Source organism: Acidobacteriota bacterium (assembly GCA_026707545.1).
In the GTDB taxonomy this organism is placed as follows: domain Bacteria; phylum Acidobacteriota; class Thermoanaerobaculia; order Multivoradales; family Multivoraceae; genus Multivorans.
The window spans coordinates 611,667-625,766 of record JAPOWR010000001.1; the positions used below are offsets into that span (position 1 = coordinate 611,667).

The 14,100-nt window shown below is 67.6% G+C and carries 11 protein-coding genes; 5 read left to right on the top strand and 6 right to left on the bottom strand.

What is annotated here, in order from left to right:
- Positions 1-17: 17 nt before the first annotated feature.
- Positions 18-1,451, bottom strand: a complete 1,434-nt coding sequence (locus OXG83_02435) for a hypothetical protein (protein MCY3963871.1) — start codon at positions 1,449-1,451, stop codon at positions 18-20.
- Between the two features lie 144 nt (positions 1,452-1,595).
- Here OXG83_02435 and uppS point away from each other — a divergent pair, with 144 nt between their 5' ends.
- The 5 genes from uppS to OXG83_02460 all read left to right on the top strand — a co-directional run bounded on the left by uppS (position 1,596) and on the right by OXG83_02460 (position 6,600).
- On the top strand, positions 1,596-2,459 hold the full coding sequence (gene uppS / locus OXG83_02440; GenBank protein ID MCY3963872.1) for a polyprenyl diphosphate synthase: 864 nt from the start codon (positions 1,596-1,598) through the stop codon (positions 2,457-2,459).
- An 88-nt stretch (positions 2,460-2,547) separates the two neighbouring features.
- Positions 2,548-3,621: a M42 family metallopeptidase gene (locus OXG83_02445; protein ID MCY3963873.1), complete on the top strand. Its 1,074-nt coding sequence runs from the start codon at positions 2,548-2,550 to the stop codon at positions 3,619-3,621.
- Positions 3,622-3,679: 58 nt separating this feature from the next.
- Positions 3,680-4,453, top strand: coding sequence for an aldolase/citrate lyase family protein (locus OXG83_02450; protein MCY3963874.1), 774 nt, complete (start codon positions 3,680-3,682; stop codon positions 4,451-4,453).
- A 122-nt stretch (positions 4,454-4,575) separates the two neighbouring features.
- A complete protein-coding gene (locus OXG83_02455) occupies positions 4,576-5,550 on the top strand; it encodes a PDZ domain-containing protein (protein ID MCY3963875.1) in 975 nt (324 codons plus the stop codon).
- 27 nt (positions 5,551-5,577) lie between these two features.
- Positions 5,578-6,600 (top strand): alcohol dehydrogenase catalytic domain-containing protein, encoded by a 1,023-nt coding sequence (locus OXG83_02460; GenBank protein ID MCY3963876.1) that lies wholly within the window; start codon positions 5,578-5,580, stop codon positions 6,598-6,600.
- Positions 6,601-6,619: 19 nt separating this feature from the next.
- Here the strand turns inward: OXG83_02460 and OXG83_02465 are convergent, their stop codons facing one another.
- The 5 genes from OXG83_02465 to OXG83_02485 all read right to left on the bottom strand — a co-directional run bounded on the left by OXG83_02465 (position 6,620) and on the right by OXG83_02485 (position 14,040).
- Positions 6,620-8,038 carry an amidase family protein gene (locus OXG83_02465; protein ID MCY3963877.1) on the bottom strand — a complete coding sequence of 473 codons (1,419 nt, stop codon included), beginning with the start codon at positions 8,036-8,038 and terminating at the stop codon, positions 6,620-6,622.
- Complete coding sequence (locus OXG83_02470) at positions 8,014-9,300, bottom strand: O-antigen ligase family protein (GenBank protein MCY3963878.1); 1,287 nt, start codon at positions 9,298-9,300, stop codon at positions 8,014-8,016. The genes OXG83_02465 and OXG83_02470 overlap by 25 nt, the downstream gene beginning before the upstream one ends.
- A 47-nt stretch (positions 9,301-9,347) precedes the next feature.
- Positions 9,348-11,879 carry a VWA domain-containing protein gene (locus OXG83_02475; GenBank protein MCY3963879.1) on the bottom strand — a complete coding sequence of 844 codons (2,532 nt, stop codon included), beginning with the start codon at positions 11,877-11,879 and terminating at the stop codon, positions 9,348-9,350.
- A gap of 63 nt (positions 11,880-11,942) precedes the next feature.
- On the bottom strand, positions 11,943-12,752 hold the full coding sequence (locus OXG83_02480; GenBank protein MCY3963880.1) for a hypothetical protein: 810 nt from the start codon (positions 12,750-12,752) through the stop codon (positions 11,943-11,945).
- A gap of 76 nt (positions 12,753-12,828) precedes the next feature.
- The gene (locus OXG83_02485) at positions 12,829-14,040 is read right to left on the bottom strand and encodes an LLM class flavin-dependent oxidoreductase (protein MCY3963881.1); all 1,212 of its coding nucleotides are present in this window, start codon (positions 14,038-14,040) and stop codon (positions 12,829-12,831) included.
- Between the last annotated feature and the right edge of the window lie 60 nt (positions 14,041-14,100).

Consider the following 14,100-nt stretch of genomic DNA (forward strand, 5'->3'; position numbering starts at 1 on the left):
CGGAGCGGTCCTTGCGTCTAGAAGATTCTCGAGAAGCCGCCGCTCTCGCTGCTCAACCTGGAGTTCACCACGTTGTTGTAGATCGAGCCGAAGGTGTAGCGGAGTTGAACGCCGCCTCGGAACGAGAGGTCCGTCTCCAATTGGCGCCTGGCGACTAGGACCTCTGCGTCGGTTGCTCCGCCCTTCGGCAGGTAGATCTGATCCCTGATTCTCGATACGCCGGCGTAGACGTCGAAGCTCAGACCGCGCACGATGTGGTACTCGACGTCCGTGTTGAACTCGATCCGGCTGCGGTCGAAGTCGTCGATGAAGTGGCTGTACTGGAGGTCGAGGTGGGCCTCGCCCCAAGGCCTCTCCATGCCAAAGGCGATGTAGGCGCCCTGGTCCGCAAAGGTCTCCTCCAGCTTGTCGAAGACGGTGATCTCTTCGTAGTCCAGGCGGGTGCCGCCGATGAAGTAGGCGAAGGTGAACTCGCGCTCGGACGACTCGCTGTAGGGAAAGTAGTTGTACTCGATGGCCGCCGCTGCACGGTAGGAGTTGTCGAGATTCAGGAAGGTCGACCTGCGGCTGCTGGCCCCGACGCCTACTCCCCAGTGCGGGGCCAGGGTGCGAATCACCTGGCCGAAGTAGCTCGTGCTGCGGGAGACGTTCTTGTAGGTGCTGCCGTCCTCGAACTCGAAGTTGCTCTCCCGGTAGGAATAGAAGACGCCCATTCCCATGCGCCACAAGTCCGTCGTGCGGCCCGCCGAAGCGCTCGTCTGGTAGGACTGCGAGTCTCTGCGATCCTCGCTTCGGAAGTCCGTGTTCAGGCGAAGGCGGTAGACCCAGTGGTTCCAGGGATCGTCTTCCGGGTCGGCCACCAGTGTGTTCGGCTCGGGATGGAAGTGACCGCGGTGCGGCTCGCCCTCGCCCTCGCCGTTCTCGAACTCGACGATGAGCCCTTCGGCCTGCGGCGTCTCGAGCACGTAGCGCACCAGACCCAACTCCAGCATGCGCTGCACGCCGCGGCGTCGTTCGTCGTCCGTGTCGGTGAACGACGACGTGTAGATCAACCTCTGATCGACACCTTCGAAGCGCTCGAGGCCGATGAAGTTGAACGTGTACTCGCGGGAGTTGCCGCCGGATTGGATCGTCACAAGCACGTGGACTTCCGCGTCCTGGCGATCGCGCATCCAGTTGACGTACGTGATCTGGCTGCGCTGGAAGGTTGTGTCGCAGCCCCAGTCGCAGTCAAGGAACAGGCGAAGCGCCTCGGTGCCTTCGGTCGTCTCGAGCGCCGGTGCCGGTGCTGGCCCGGTCAGGCTGGCGAGAGCGAACAGCGCCAGAGCCGGGAAGATCAGGCGCTTCGCACGGCGTTGTCCATGGCGGGCGGAACCTGCCGTTACGTTGTCCCCGAGCCTGGGAAGATCGCTATGATGCCGGGCCGACTCCCGTGAGTCTCGCGGTGTCATCGTTGGCTGGCCTCGGGCGGCTTGCGGTTGTGTCTTTCGGGCGGCGGGCGGGCGACGACGGAAAATAGCACACGGAAAACAGAGAGCTTCGAGCGTGAACAGTCGCTTGCCAGCCGAGCCCGCCGACCGGCGGAGAAGGTGCCTGTGAGCGTCTTCGACTCCGCCCCGTCAGGTGCAGTTCCGGCACAGGGAACACGTCCTGCAAGCGAACTCTGGCGGCGTGTCAAGGCCCTGATCAAGTGGCCGTTCTACGTCGTCTACCAGCGCCGGCTCGAGTCCAAGGTGCGGACCTGGCGGCTGCCCCAGCACATCGGTCTGATCATGGACGGTAACCGGCGCTTTGCGCGCCAGCAGGGGCTGGGCAACGTCAGTGCGGGACACTTCAGGGGCGCCGAGAAGCTGTGGGAAGTTCTCAACTGGTGCTACGAGGCGGACGTCTCGACGGTCACGGTGTGGAGCATGTCGCTCGATAACTTCAATCGCTCTGCCAAGGAAGTGCAGGCGCTGTTCGACCTGTTCGAGGAGAAGACCCGGGAACTCACGAATCACGACGATGTCCATCAGAAAGGCATCCGCGTGCGCTTTCTGGGACAGATCGGACTCCTGCCGGAGAGCCTCCAGACCGCGATTCGCGAAGCGGAGGCGGCCACCAGCGGCTACGACCGATACCGGCTGAACATCGCGATGGCCTACGGCGGTCGGGAGGAGATCGCGAGCGCCTTCCGCAACTACCTGCTGGACAACTCAGCGGTCGGCAAGTCCCTCGATGAGGTCGTCGACGAGTTCAGTGCCTCGTCGATCGAGCGGTACCTCTACACCTCCGGGCAACCCGAGCCCGACCTGATCCTCCGCACCAGCGGCGAGGTTCGCCTGAGCGGTTTCCTGCTCTGGCAGAGCACCTACTCCGAGTACTACTTCTGCGACACGCACTGGCCCGCGCTGCGTAAGATCGATCTTCTGCGAGCCTTGCGGTCCTATAGCAGCCGCCAGCGTCGCAGAGGACGTTGAAGCCCGAAGACACGAAACAAACAGGACAGCCGCGGTGGTCGCCTGATTGCTACCTGTGGTCGGGCGAAGTAGCGGCTGGGAGCAGCAAGTGAACAAGACAGCACGCAAGTTCTTCGTCGATCTGTTGGCCGCGCCGAGCCCCTCGGGACACGAGGAGCCGGTACAGGAAGTCGTGCGCGCCTACGCGGGCAAGTTCGCCGACGACGTTGCGACCGACATTCACGGCAACGTGATCGCGGCGGTGAACGTCGAGGCCGGCGAGAAGCCGGCGGGTCGGCGTGTGCTGTTCGCGGGTCACTGCGACCAGATCGGCCTGATCGTCAGCTACATCGACGACAAGGGCTTCCTGTGGGTCCAGCCCATCGGCGGCTGGGACCCGCAGCAGCTGATCGGCCAGCGGATGACCGTGTGGGCGAAGGACGGTCCGGTCCCGGCGGTCATCGCCCGCAAGCCGATCCACCTGCTCGACATGGAGGAGCGCAAGCGGGTGGTCAAGATGGAGAACCTCTGGCTCGACATCGGCGCGAAGGACGGCGACGACGCGAAGAGCGCGGTGCGGGTCGGCGATCCGGTGACGCTCGACCTCGGCTTCCAGGAGATGCGCAACGGCCTCGCCAACGCGCCGAAGATGGACAACACGACCGGCCTGTGGGTGGTCATCGAGGCATTGCGGCGCGTCGCCAGGAAGAACCCGAAGGTTGCGGTGTACGCGGTGTCGACTGTGTGCGAGGAGATCGGCCTGCGCGGCGCCCGCACGAGCACCCACGGCGTCGACCCCGACGTCGGCATCGCGGTCGACGTGACCCACGCGACGGATTGCCCGACGATCAGCAAGCGCCAGGAGGGCGATCTGAGCCTGGGCGGCGGGCCGGTCATCGTTCGTGGCCCGAACATGAATCCGAAGGTCAGCGACCGCCTGGAAGCCGTCGCGGAAGAAGAGAAGATCCCCTTCCAGTTGGCGGCCCTCGGACGGGCGGCGCCAAATGACGCGAACTCGATCCAGATCACCCGCGCGGGGGTCGCGACCGGGCTGATCAGCGTTCCGAACCGCTACATGCACAGCGCCGTCGAGACGATCTCCCTGGACGACATCGATCACTCGGCCGATCTGCTGGCCGGCTTCGCGGCGTCCCTTACGCCGGACGAGTCACTGATCCCCTGATCGGTAGTATTCGCCGCCACGAAACGGACACAACGGGCGATACAAGGGAGGCAACGCCATGCCGATGAAGAACCGTCTGCGCGACAAGATTGACAACGGAGAGCCGGTGCTCGGCGCCTGGCTCGCGTTCCCGGACACCCACAGCGCCGAGCTGATGTCGCGCCTCGGTTTCGACTGGGCGACGATCGACATGCAGCATGGCCTGGTCGACTACCAGCGGGCCACCGAGATGCTGCAGGCGATGACCGCATCCGACACGACCCCGATCGTCCGGGTGCCCTGGAACGAGCCAGGGATCATCGGCAAGATGCTGGACGCCGGCGCCCACGGGATCATCATCCCGATGGTGAACAGCCGCGCCGAGGCGGAAGCCGCGGCGGCCGCGTGCCGGTACCCGCCGCGCGGGAAGCGTAGCTTCGGTCCGTTCCGGGCCGGTCTGCTTTATGGCGGGAACTACCTCGAGGAGGCGAACGAGCAGATCTACTGCATCCCGATGATCGAGACCCAGCAGGCCCTCGACAACCTGGACGACATCCTCTCCGTGCCCGGACTCGACGGCGTCTATGTCGGCCCGAGCGATCTCAGCGTGTCGCTGGGGCTACGGCCGGCTGCCGACCAGGAGGACGAGAAGTTCACCGCCGCGATCGACAAGATCCTCGACGGTTGTAAGAGACACGGGCTGTTTGCTGGCGTCGCCGGCACCGTCAAGGAGGCTCCGAAGCGAATCCGGCAGGGGTTCCGGTTCGTGGAGGTGGCTCGCGACGGCGGATCGATGGCCAAGGCGGCGCTGAAGGACCTGCGGACGGTGCGCGCGTCGATGGAGGATTCCTGAACCGGTCGGCTCGCCGGTCTGGAACGAATCAGGCCGGCCGGCGTTATCCCTACAGAGGCGGCCCGGCGTTGTGGTCAGCCGACTAGAATCAGAGGGATCAGGAACTGGAGAAGGAAAGCGACATGTCACGAATCAAGGTCTGGTTGGCGTTCGGTCTGGCGCTGGCGGTGGTGGCGCCGGCCGTTGCCGCCGACGGGGAAGAGAAGAAGGTCCGCAAGATCCAGGTGAAGAAGCTCATCGAGTGCGCGGACGGCGAGGACTGCGACGAGCGTGTAAGCCGGATGCTCTTCGTCAGTGACGATGGCGACGTCCGGGTTCTCCACGAGGGCGACCACGAGTGGGTTACCGAGGAGAACGTCAAGATCCTCGAGACCGACGGCCACGGCGTGATCATGATCGGGGACCACGGGGGCGAGGGCGAAGCCGGCGAGTCGGTCCGGCGCCGTGTGCACCAGGTGCTGAAGGGGCTCGGCGAGCACGGTTCGCGTCTGCACCTGCGGCACGGTGGCGGCGGGTTTCTTGGCGTGCAGCTCTCCGACCTGACCCCGGAACTCCGCACCCACTTCGGCGTGCCGGAAGACGTGGGCGTCATGGTCGGCAAAGTCGTGGACGGCAGCCCGGCACTGCGTGCCGGTCTGGAGGTCGGCGATGTCGTCACCGCCGTCGACGGGGAGCCGGTCGCATCGTCATCGGCGCTGGCGCGGGCCGTTGGCGGCCACGAGGGCGGCGAGACGGTCGTGCTCGAGGTCTGGCGCGATGGCAAGATGGAGAAGATCAGCGCCACGCTGGAGGAGCGGGAGCGGCGGGTCGAGATGTCCAGTGCCGCACCGGAAACTCCGCGGCCACCGCGGCCTCCCGTGCCTGGGGCCGGAGAACATGCCGTTGGGGAAAACGAAACCCGCGTCATCGAGGTCAAGGTCGACTGCGGGGACGGCGAGGACTGCACGGTTGATGTGGCCAACGCGAACTCCTTCGAGTTCGCGGCCTCGGCCTGCGGCGACTCGGGCGAGTGCGAGGTCAACGTCAACTGCACGGATGGCGACTGCGCCTGCACGGTGAACGGCGAATCAGCCGACTGCTCCGAACTCGGTTTCTGATCACAGGCCGCTGCTACGATCCGCGCGATGCGCGCGGGCGTCTATCTCGGCCCCGGTGAAGTAGCGGTAGCCGCGCGGGCGCTGCCGGAACCCGGCCCGGGCGAGGTTCGGCTTCGGATCAGCGCGTGCGGCGTGTGCGGGACCGACCTGCATCTGGTTCACAGCCCGAAACCGATCATCGAACCGGGCTCGGTGATGGGCCACGAGATGGCCGGTATCGTGGATGACCTGGGAGCCGGTGTCTCGGGCTTTGAAGCGGGAGAGCCGGTCGTCGTGGAGCCGCTCGCATCCTGCGGTGACTGCGATCCGTGCCGCGAGGGCCGGGACTCGATCTGCCGGGAACTCGAACTCTACGGCCTGCGGCGGCCGGGCGGCTTCGCGGAGGCCGTTGTCGTGCCGGCCCATCGGTTGTACCGCGTTCCGCGTTCCATGCCGCCGTCTCTTGCCGCCCTCGCCGAACCGTTCGCGGTCGCCGTTCATGGACTTCGGCTAGCGGATGCGGGCCAGAAGGAACCGCCGGCGAAGCTGCTGATCCTGGGCGCGGGTTCCATCGGTCTCGCGACGGTCGCGGTGGCCCGGGCCTGGGACTTCGGCCACGTGGCGATCACGGCCCGCCACCCGCACCAGGCCGCGGCGGCGAAGCGGCTCGGCGCGCACGAGGTGCTGGACGCCGGTTCTCCCGACGACCTGACCGGCTACGACGCCGATCTCGTGGTCGAGACGGTGGGCGGCCTGGCGGATACGATGACGGCAGCGGGCATTGCCCTCGCACCGGGCGGCACGATCTGCGTACTCGGTGTGTTCATGGGGCCCTTGACCCTCGACCCCCTCGTGTTGCTCGGCAAGGAAGCGCGTCTGCAATGGTCGAACTGCTACTCGCGGCGCCCGGGCGAAGTCGACTTCGTCGAGGCGGTGGAACTACTGGTTGCCGGTGCGGACGGCTTCGACAGCCTGCTCACCCACCAGGTGCCGCTGAACGAGATCGAGCGCGCCTTCGAGATCGCGGGCGACAAGCGTTCCGGAGCGGTCAAGGTGACCGTCATCCCCTGAGCCCGCGCTCCGGCCGGGTTCAGACCTCCGGCCAGTTCGGGTGCCAGGGACGGGCACCCTCGAACAGCCGCGCGGCCCGCAGCACGAGGTCGTCCCGGTGTCGCGGCCCGACGATCTGCAGGCCGACCGGTAGACCGGCGTCGGAGAGGCCGGCTCGCACCGTCGCCGCCGGGTGGCCCGACATGTTGAAGGGAATCGTGAACGCCGCGACCCCCGCCGGCACCTGCTCCCGGCCCTCGGTGTGGGTAGGGAAGGGTCCGCGGGCAGGCGGTGGATCGTAGGGCACGGTCGGCGTCAGCAGCAGATCGAAGCGGCTGAAGACCTCGCCGCACCAGAGATTCAGCTGCGCCCGTTCGCGCGCCGCGGCGCCGAAGGTCTCGGGCGTCATCTCCCAGGAGCGCTCCAGCGCCGCCGCGAACGAGTGGGTCATGTCCTGGCGCTGGTTCCGAAGCGGTTCGTGGATCTGGCCGGCGATCAGGAAGTTGCCCAGCGTGCCCCAGGCGGCCGTGAGCATCGGCGGGCCGCCCGGTACGCGCTCCTCGAGCGGTTCGAGCGAGAGGCCAGCCTCATCGAACACGGCCGCCGCGTCCGCGGCCACCCGTGCGACGTCCGATTGCACGCTCGCGTACCCGAGGTCCGGCGACCAGGCGATGCGCATGGAGGAGGGAAGCCCCGATTCGAGTACTTCGCGGTAACTCAGACCCGGGTGGGGCAGCGAGCCGGGGTCGCAGGGCGACGGGCCGGCGACCAGATCGAGGAACAGAGCGCCATCCTCCACCGTGCGTGTGAGGGGACCGTAGACCGCCGTGCTGCCGTAGTCCCAGGCCTTCATCGGCCCGCGCGGTATCCGGCCCTGGCTCGGCTTCAGGCCGAAGGCGCCGGTGAAACTGGCCGGAATCCGGATCGAGCCGCCGCCGTCGGAGGAGGTGACGAGGGGCAGCACGCCCCCCGCCAGCACCGCGGATGAACCGCCGCTCGAGCCGCCGGGCGTGCGCTCCGGGTTCCAGGGCGAGCGGGTGACGCCGAACAGCGGGTTCTTGGTGATCGCGGTGAACCCGAACTCGGGCGTGTTCGTCTTGCCGACGACGATCGCTCCAGCGTCGCGCAGCCGCGCCACCTGGGTGGAGTCCGCATCGGCGACCGAGTCGCGGAACACCCGCGAGCCCATCGACGTCACCATGCCGGCAACGTCCTCAAGGTCCTTGACGCCGAGCGGCACACCCTCGAGCGGCCGGGCGTCGCCGCCGGCGCGGCGCGCGTCTGCCGCTTCGGCGTCGGCCAGCAGTTGTTCGCGCGGTCGCTGGCTGACGACCGCGTTGAGCTTCGGGTGGGTGGCCTCTATGCGCTCCAGGGTCGCGTCCATCAACTCGGTGCAGGAGACCTCTCGGCCCGACAGAAGGTCGAGGAGCTGGATCAGGCTGAGACGGTCGAGGTGCATGCCGAATCTCCGGGCTGGTCGTCTGGAGCGCGGAGAATAACCGGCAGGGCCAGCAGGAACAGCGTCCAGCGCTGAATCTCCGTGTCGCGCCAGTTCGCTTCGAACAGACCGGCCACGTTCAGTGCCAGGAGGGCGAACAGAACCCCCAGGTAGAGATCGGCTCGCGGCCCGGCCCGGCCGCCCTCGCGGCGATAGCCCTCGAACGCCATTGCTGCCGCCGCACCCATCAGCCACAGATAGGCGAGCAGAGACGCTATGCCGCGGCTGGCCGCCATGTGGACGAACGTGTTGTGCAGGTGTTTCACCCGCGCCCGGACGGACGTCGGATGACGGTAGACCGGGTACCACTCGCGGACCATGACCGGGCCGATTCCGGTCAAGGGGCGGTCGACGATCATCTGGCCGCCGGCCCACAGCATGCACAGCCGGTCGTAGTTCGAGGGATTGCGGACATCGACCATCGAGGTCGCTCGCTGCCAGTAGGTCGGCCACAGCGTCGGCGCCACGGCGGCGAACGAGGCGGCGGCCAGGACCAGCGCGGCGGCGAAACTCAGAAAGACGCGGCGGCGCTGAAGGGCCATCGCCGCAACCGCGAGGGCGAAGGCGCCCAGCCAGGCGCTACGGGTCAGCGTCAGGACGAGGGCGCCGCCGACCAGGGCCAGGCCGACCCAGTTCGCCCGCGAACGCCAACCGCCCGCGATGCTCAACCGGCCGGCGATCAGCGCGAGGCCGAGCAGCAGGACCCCGGAGAAGGTCATGTAGTGCGAGAACGGCCCGGGGATCCGCTGATGGAGCGGGCCGTAGTCGGTGAAGGCGAACTGAACGAGGCCGTAGAGGGCGAGTACGGCCGAGATCCCGACCACGGAGAGGATCGCGACCCGCGCCTGGTGCTCGCCACGGACGAGCAGGAGCGCCAGCGGCAGGGTCAGGACGGCGTAGAGGGTGGAGAGCTCCTGGAGGCTGGTCGCCGGATCGTAGGAGAAGATGGCCGAGAGCACGAAGCAGCCCGCGTATGCGGCGAGGGGGAGCAGGATCAGCCGCCGCCGTCGTCGGTCCTCGTCGCCGCCCGCGAAATGGAGCCGCTTGCGCCGAACGGCGGCCCAGATCAGGGTGAAGAAGAGGAGGAAGTTCGACAGCGCGATGCCGAACGTCGTGACGAGGTGGCTCACGAAGAGCCAGAACCCGGTGCTGCCCTCCGCTGTGCGGCAAGGCCGGATCAGGGCGCGCTCGATCGCCCCCGTCGCCGCCCGCCACCACCGCATGGGGGTCAGTCTATGCACGCCAGGGGGCTGCGACAGGTTCGGCGGCTCTACCGCGGCCGACTTCGCACCCCTGTCGCGGTCAGGCCCGGACGCAACACCTCGACCCGGATGTCCCTGAGTCCATCCGCACCGGTCACCGGGCCCACCCGGGGTTCGAAGGCAACGAGGTACTGCGATCGAAGCGCGCGCGCAATCTCGCGGTAGATGCGGTCCAGGTCGTTCACCGAATCCGCGGCATGGTAACGGCCGCCGGTGCGTTCGGCGAGCGTCTGGAGAGCCTCGATCGTCGCGGCATCCTGGACGCGGAGGGCGATCGGGTAGGTCGCGACGCCGGCGAGCTCGACCAGGGCGAGCACCTGCTCGAAGTCGAGATTGCTGTCGGTATCCGCGCCGTCGCTCAGGACGACGAGGGCGCGTCGATCGGGCCGACCGGCGAAGGAACCGACCGCGTAGGCGATGCCGTCATAGAGCCGCGTAGCGCCCCAGGCTCTTAGACCCTCGGCGGCGTAGCGGAGGTGGCGCGTATCGCCCGTGAACGGCGCGAGCCGCTCCAGGTCGTGGTTGAAGACGAGGAGGCTGGCCGCGTCCCGCTGGGTCAGGACGCCTTCGAAGAAGCGCTGCGCACTGGTGGCCGCCACGCGCACGCCGCGCCCCAGGGAACTCGAGATGTCCATGAGCAGAGCGACGTTCATCGGCCGGTCGGCGAGGCCCTGAACATCGCGGACCGCCGCCTCGACGCCCTGGTGAAGGATCCGGAAGTCGGCCGCGGCGAGGTCCGTGGCGCGGCCGCCTTGGGGGCCGTCCACCGAGACGAGGAGTTCGACCAGGCGCACATCGACCTGCTCAGGCGCCCCGGACCCCAGAAAGGCGAGGTCCTCGACCTGATCGCCGGTACGGAGCGTCGCGGTGGCGCGAACGAAGCTCAGCGGCGACCGCAGTCCGGCCGGGACCCGGCAACGGAAGGGCGGCGCCATCATCCGTTCGAGCCGCTCCGCGCCCAGGAAGCAGTCGACGTGCTCGAGTTCGTGTCCGGCCGGCACATCGACGCGGACCCGCAGGTCGAGCGCATCGTCGAGGCGGCTCGCGTCGGGAAGTTCCAGGGCGACCGCGAACGGTCGTTCCTCCCGTTCGACGTCGAGGGAGTGGGCCGCCACGAGCCGTCCTGAGTGATCCTGTCCGCGGACTTCGATCCGGTGAACCTGCTCGGGCAGGTCGACGGCGTGGACAAAGGGCGGTTCGTTGACCGTAGCCACCGTCTCGCCGTCGCGCAGGAAGACGAGCCGGGAGATTGCGGGGCTGACGACTGCGCGGGCGGTGAAGGTGGAGCCCAGCACCCGGCCATCGGGTGGCAGTAGTTCGACGCTGGGCAAGCGGTGGAGGACGATCGTCTCCCGGCGTGTCAGCAGGTGCAGATCGGGTACCTCGGGAGGCGTGGGAAGCGCTGGCACGTCGACCGTCTCGGCACCGCGCAGGAGACCGCGCCCCAGGCGGTCCTCGACGCGGACCTCGAAACGGTAGGCGCCGGGCGGCAGGCGACGGTAGAAGTCGAGGACGATGGCCTGAGTCCCGCCGCCGTTCGCCGGGTCGAGGGGAGCACCGCCGCCGACGTGATGGGTGACGACGAAGGCGTCGGCGAGCCGGTTGCCGAGGAAGACGTCACCCGTGATCGTCACCCGGTCGAGGACCTGCCCGGCGCCGAGTTCGCCGAGGTGTTCGGGAGGCAGGAGCAGCCGGCCTCGCATGGTCGACCGCCGGTTCTCGGTGCCGAGAGCTTCGAACTCGAGTGAAACGCCTTGCAGCGCCATGGCGGCTGGATCGAGGACGGCCTCGACGCGGAGGAAGTCGTCGACCCAGCTCGGGTCGTGCCCCGTCCAGCCCAGTTGGTCGATGAACGTCTGCCATGAAGCGGCGAGCCGGAGCCGGCGCTCCAGCCGCCCGCGCTCGGTCGCGCTCAGGCAGCGGCGTCGTTCCGCCTGGTCGAGTACCCGGAACGCGCTGGCCGGCGGCACGCCGGCGTCTCTGCCGGCGTCGCCTGTGTCCTCCGGTGTTTCACGGTCGAAGCTGATGCCTGTGCCGGAGCCTGCGGACCAGAGGCGCATCGACCGGGGGTCGAAGTTCACCTGCTGGACGAATGCCAGGACGACTTCGTCCTCGCCTGGCTGTGTTGGCCGGCCTAGCTGGTGTTCTAGCCGCCAGCGGTCGTAGGTCCAGATCTCGATCCGCCGCAGCGACGACTCACAGGGCTCGACGGTCTGACGGTGGCCGGGCTTGCCTGCCAGCAGCACGGCGCGTTCCATCGCCGGCGACCGTTCCCTCAACTGGTCTCGGGCTTCGCGATTCTCCTGCCAGCGTTCGAGCAGGCGTGCGGGTCGGGCGGCCCAGAAGGCGCGGAGGAAGCGCTCGCGGGCGCCCGGTCCTTCGAGCTGCTCGAGGGCCTGGTGCTCGCTGTCGTCGAGCAGCGGCCCGACTTCGACGAGCCACTGCTCGTAGAAGTCCGTCAGGCGCGCCTGTGGCCGGCGGCTGGCCTGTGCAGCGGCGGACGTCGCGGCGGAGACGAGCAACGCAGCCGCGACCAGCAACGCCGGTGCAGCCGCACGGTGGCGGCCGCACCGGGGAAAGAGCTGTTTCGACCGGGTCGAGCCCTACTCCAGCAGCGCCTTGATTGCGTCGGAGGGCTCGAGGGCGCTCGGGTCGTCGTCGTCGAAGGTCACGGACTCTACGGTCTGGGTGAACTCCATTCCGAAGGACGGGATGCTCGTGGTCGTGGACGTGGCGAGCAGCACGCCTCCAAACTCCTTGTAGTCGCCCACCGTAATGCTCGTCTCCATGGTGCCCATCTCGGTCGTGATTGTTGACTCCTCGCCGATGAACAGGCCTGTCTCTACAGCAAAATAGCGTGACGACTCGTTTCCGTCGGCGTCGACGAGATCGACTTGGTGGGCAGCCTGACCGTCCCACTCGGTCTCGCCGACCGCGGTCTGCTGGGGATAGAGGTCGTCGTACTCCAGGTCGGCGTAAATTCGGACTTGCCGCTTCAGCAGGCTCAACTCGGCGCCCTCGAGCAAGCGCGCGCCCTGCATCGCATCCTCGGACCAACCGATTTCGCCGTTGTAGGCCTGAACGTTTTCGCCGAGACCGGGGAAACTGACGTGGACGATGCCCTTGTCGGGTGCTTGAAGATAGACCGTCGCGTCGCCAGACATGCCCATCGCCGGTATCTCGAAGGTCCCCTTCATGGTCATCGAAGTGTGCGCGCGGATGGCGTCCTCGCCACCGATCGCTTCGGCGTGGCGGGCGAAGATCTTCTGCTCCTCCGTTAACTCCGGCGGCGGCGGCGGTGGCGGCGCTTCCGGCGTTGGAGGATCCGCCTCGTAGGCAGCGCAGGCGCCGAGAATCAGGCCGCAGCAGGCGAGTACGAGCAGGGTGCGGCGGGGAAGGGAGTGGAGGGACATTCGGTGTCTCCTTGGGAGTTGTGTTGGTTCGTCTTTCCTGACTACGCAGATCGGTCGGCTCGGTTGCGCTGGCTTCCTAGCTGGCCCACTTTCGGGCCGCGGCCAGGGCCTCCTCGGACGGCGGAATCGTGGGTCGCAGCCGCGATGTCGTGTTGAAGGGCTCGGTGTCGATCTCATCGAGCTTCTGTTCGCCGGCGAGGACCGCGCGTTTCCACTCCTGTTGCTGGTCGTCACGGGCCTGGAACTCGGGCATCACCTCGCGCGCGAAGAGTTCCAGGCTCGTCATGATGTCCTCGTGCGTGTTCTTGCCGGCCTGGTTGAGCAGGATGACCTGGTCGACGTGGCCCCTTTCGAGTTCGCGCAGGCGCTCGCGGATCGTCTCCGGCGAGCCGATCAGTTCGCTGTCCGAGCGCCTCCGGCCCTCGGGGGTCTGCTTCCATTCCTGGTAGCGCTCCCAGAAGTTGTTCGTGCCGGGCTCGAAGGGGCCTTCCTTGTTGTAGAGCTGGAGGGCGAACTGGAAGAAAGTCCAGCCGTCGGCCTTCCGCTGCGCTTCCTCGTCGGTCGGCGCGCACATGAAGCCGCTGACCGTGGCCAGGTTCGCGTTCGTCTGGTAGTCGCAGAGCTTGCGCTGGTCGCCCACGAAGGTGTTGTAGTAGGCGTTGACCCAGGCCCGGGCCGAGTCGAGATCGGCGAACTTGAAGCACAGCGCACCCATGCCGCGGTGCGCGGCGTAGCGGATCGTGTCGAGCTGGGAACAGGCAACCCAGAGCGGCGGGTGAGGCCGCTGCAGCGGCTTCGGGATCACGTTGCGGAGCGGAAAGTCGAAGTAGTGGCCGTGGTACTCCCAACCCTCGTTCCAGAACATCGGCAGGCAGGCTTGCACGGCCTCTTCCCAGACGATCCGCTTGTCGCGGAAGCTGCGCCCGAAGGGGTGGAGCTCGGTCACGCTCGAGCCCTCGCCCAGACCGAGTTCGACGCGGCCGTTGGAGACCAGGTCGAGGGTGGAGACGCGCTCGGCCACCCGTGCCGGGTGGTTCGTCGTCAACTGGACGATGCCGTGGCCGAGACGGATGTTCTTCGTTCGTTGCGACGCCGCCGCCAGAAAGACCTCGGGCGCCGAGCTGTGCGAGTACTCCTCCAGGAAGTGGTGTTCCACCTCCCAGGCGTAGTCGTAGCCGAGACGGTCGGCGAGTTCGATCTGTTCCAGCGAGTTCTGGACCAGCCGATGCTCCGAGTCGGGCCCCCAGGGCTTGGGTAGCTGATGCTCGTAGAAGATGCCGAATTTCATAGGCAGCCGACAGTAGCACTGCCGCACGGGCTGCTAGGGTCGCGCGGCGGAGGTACCGGG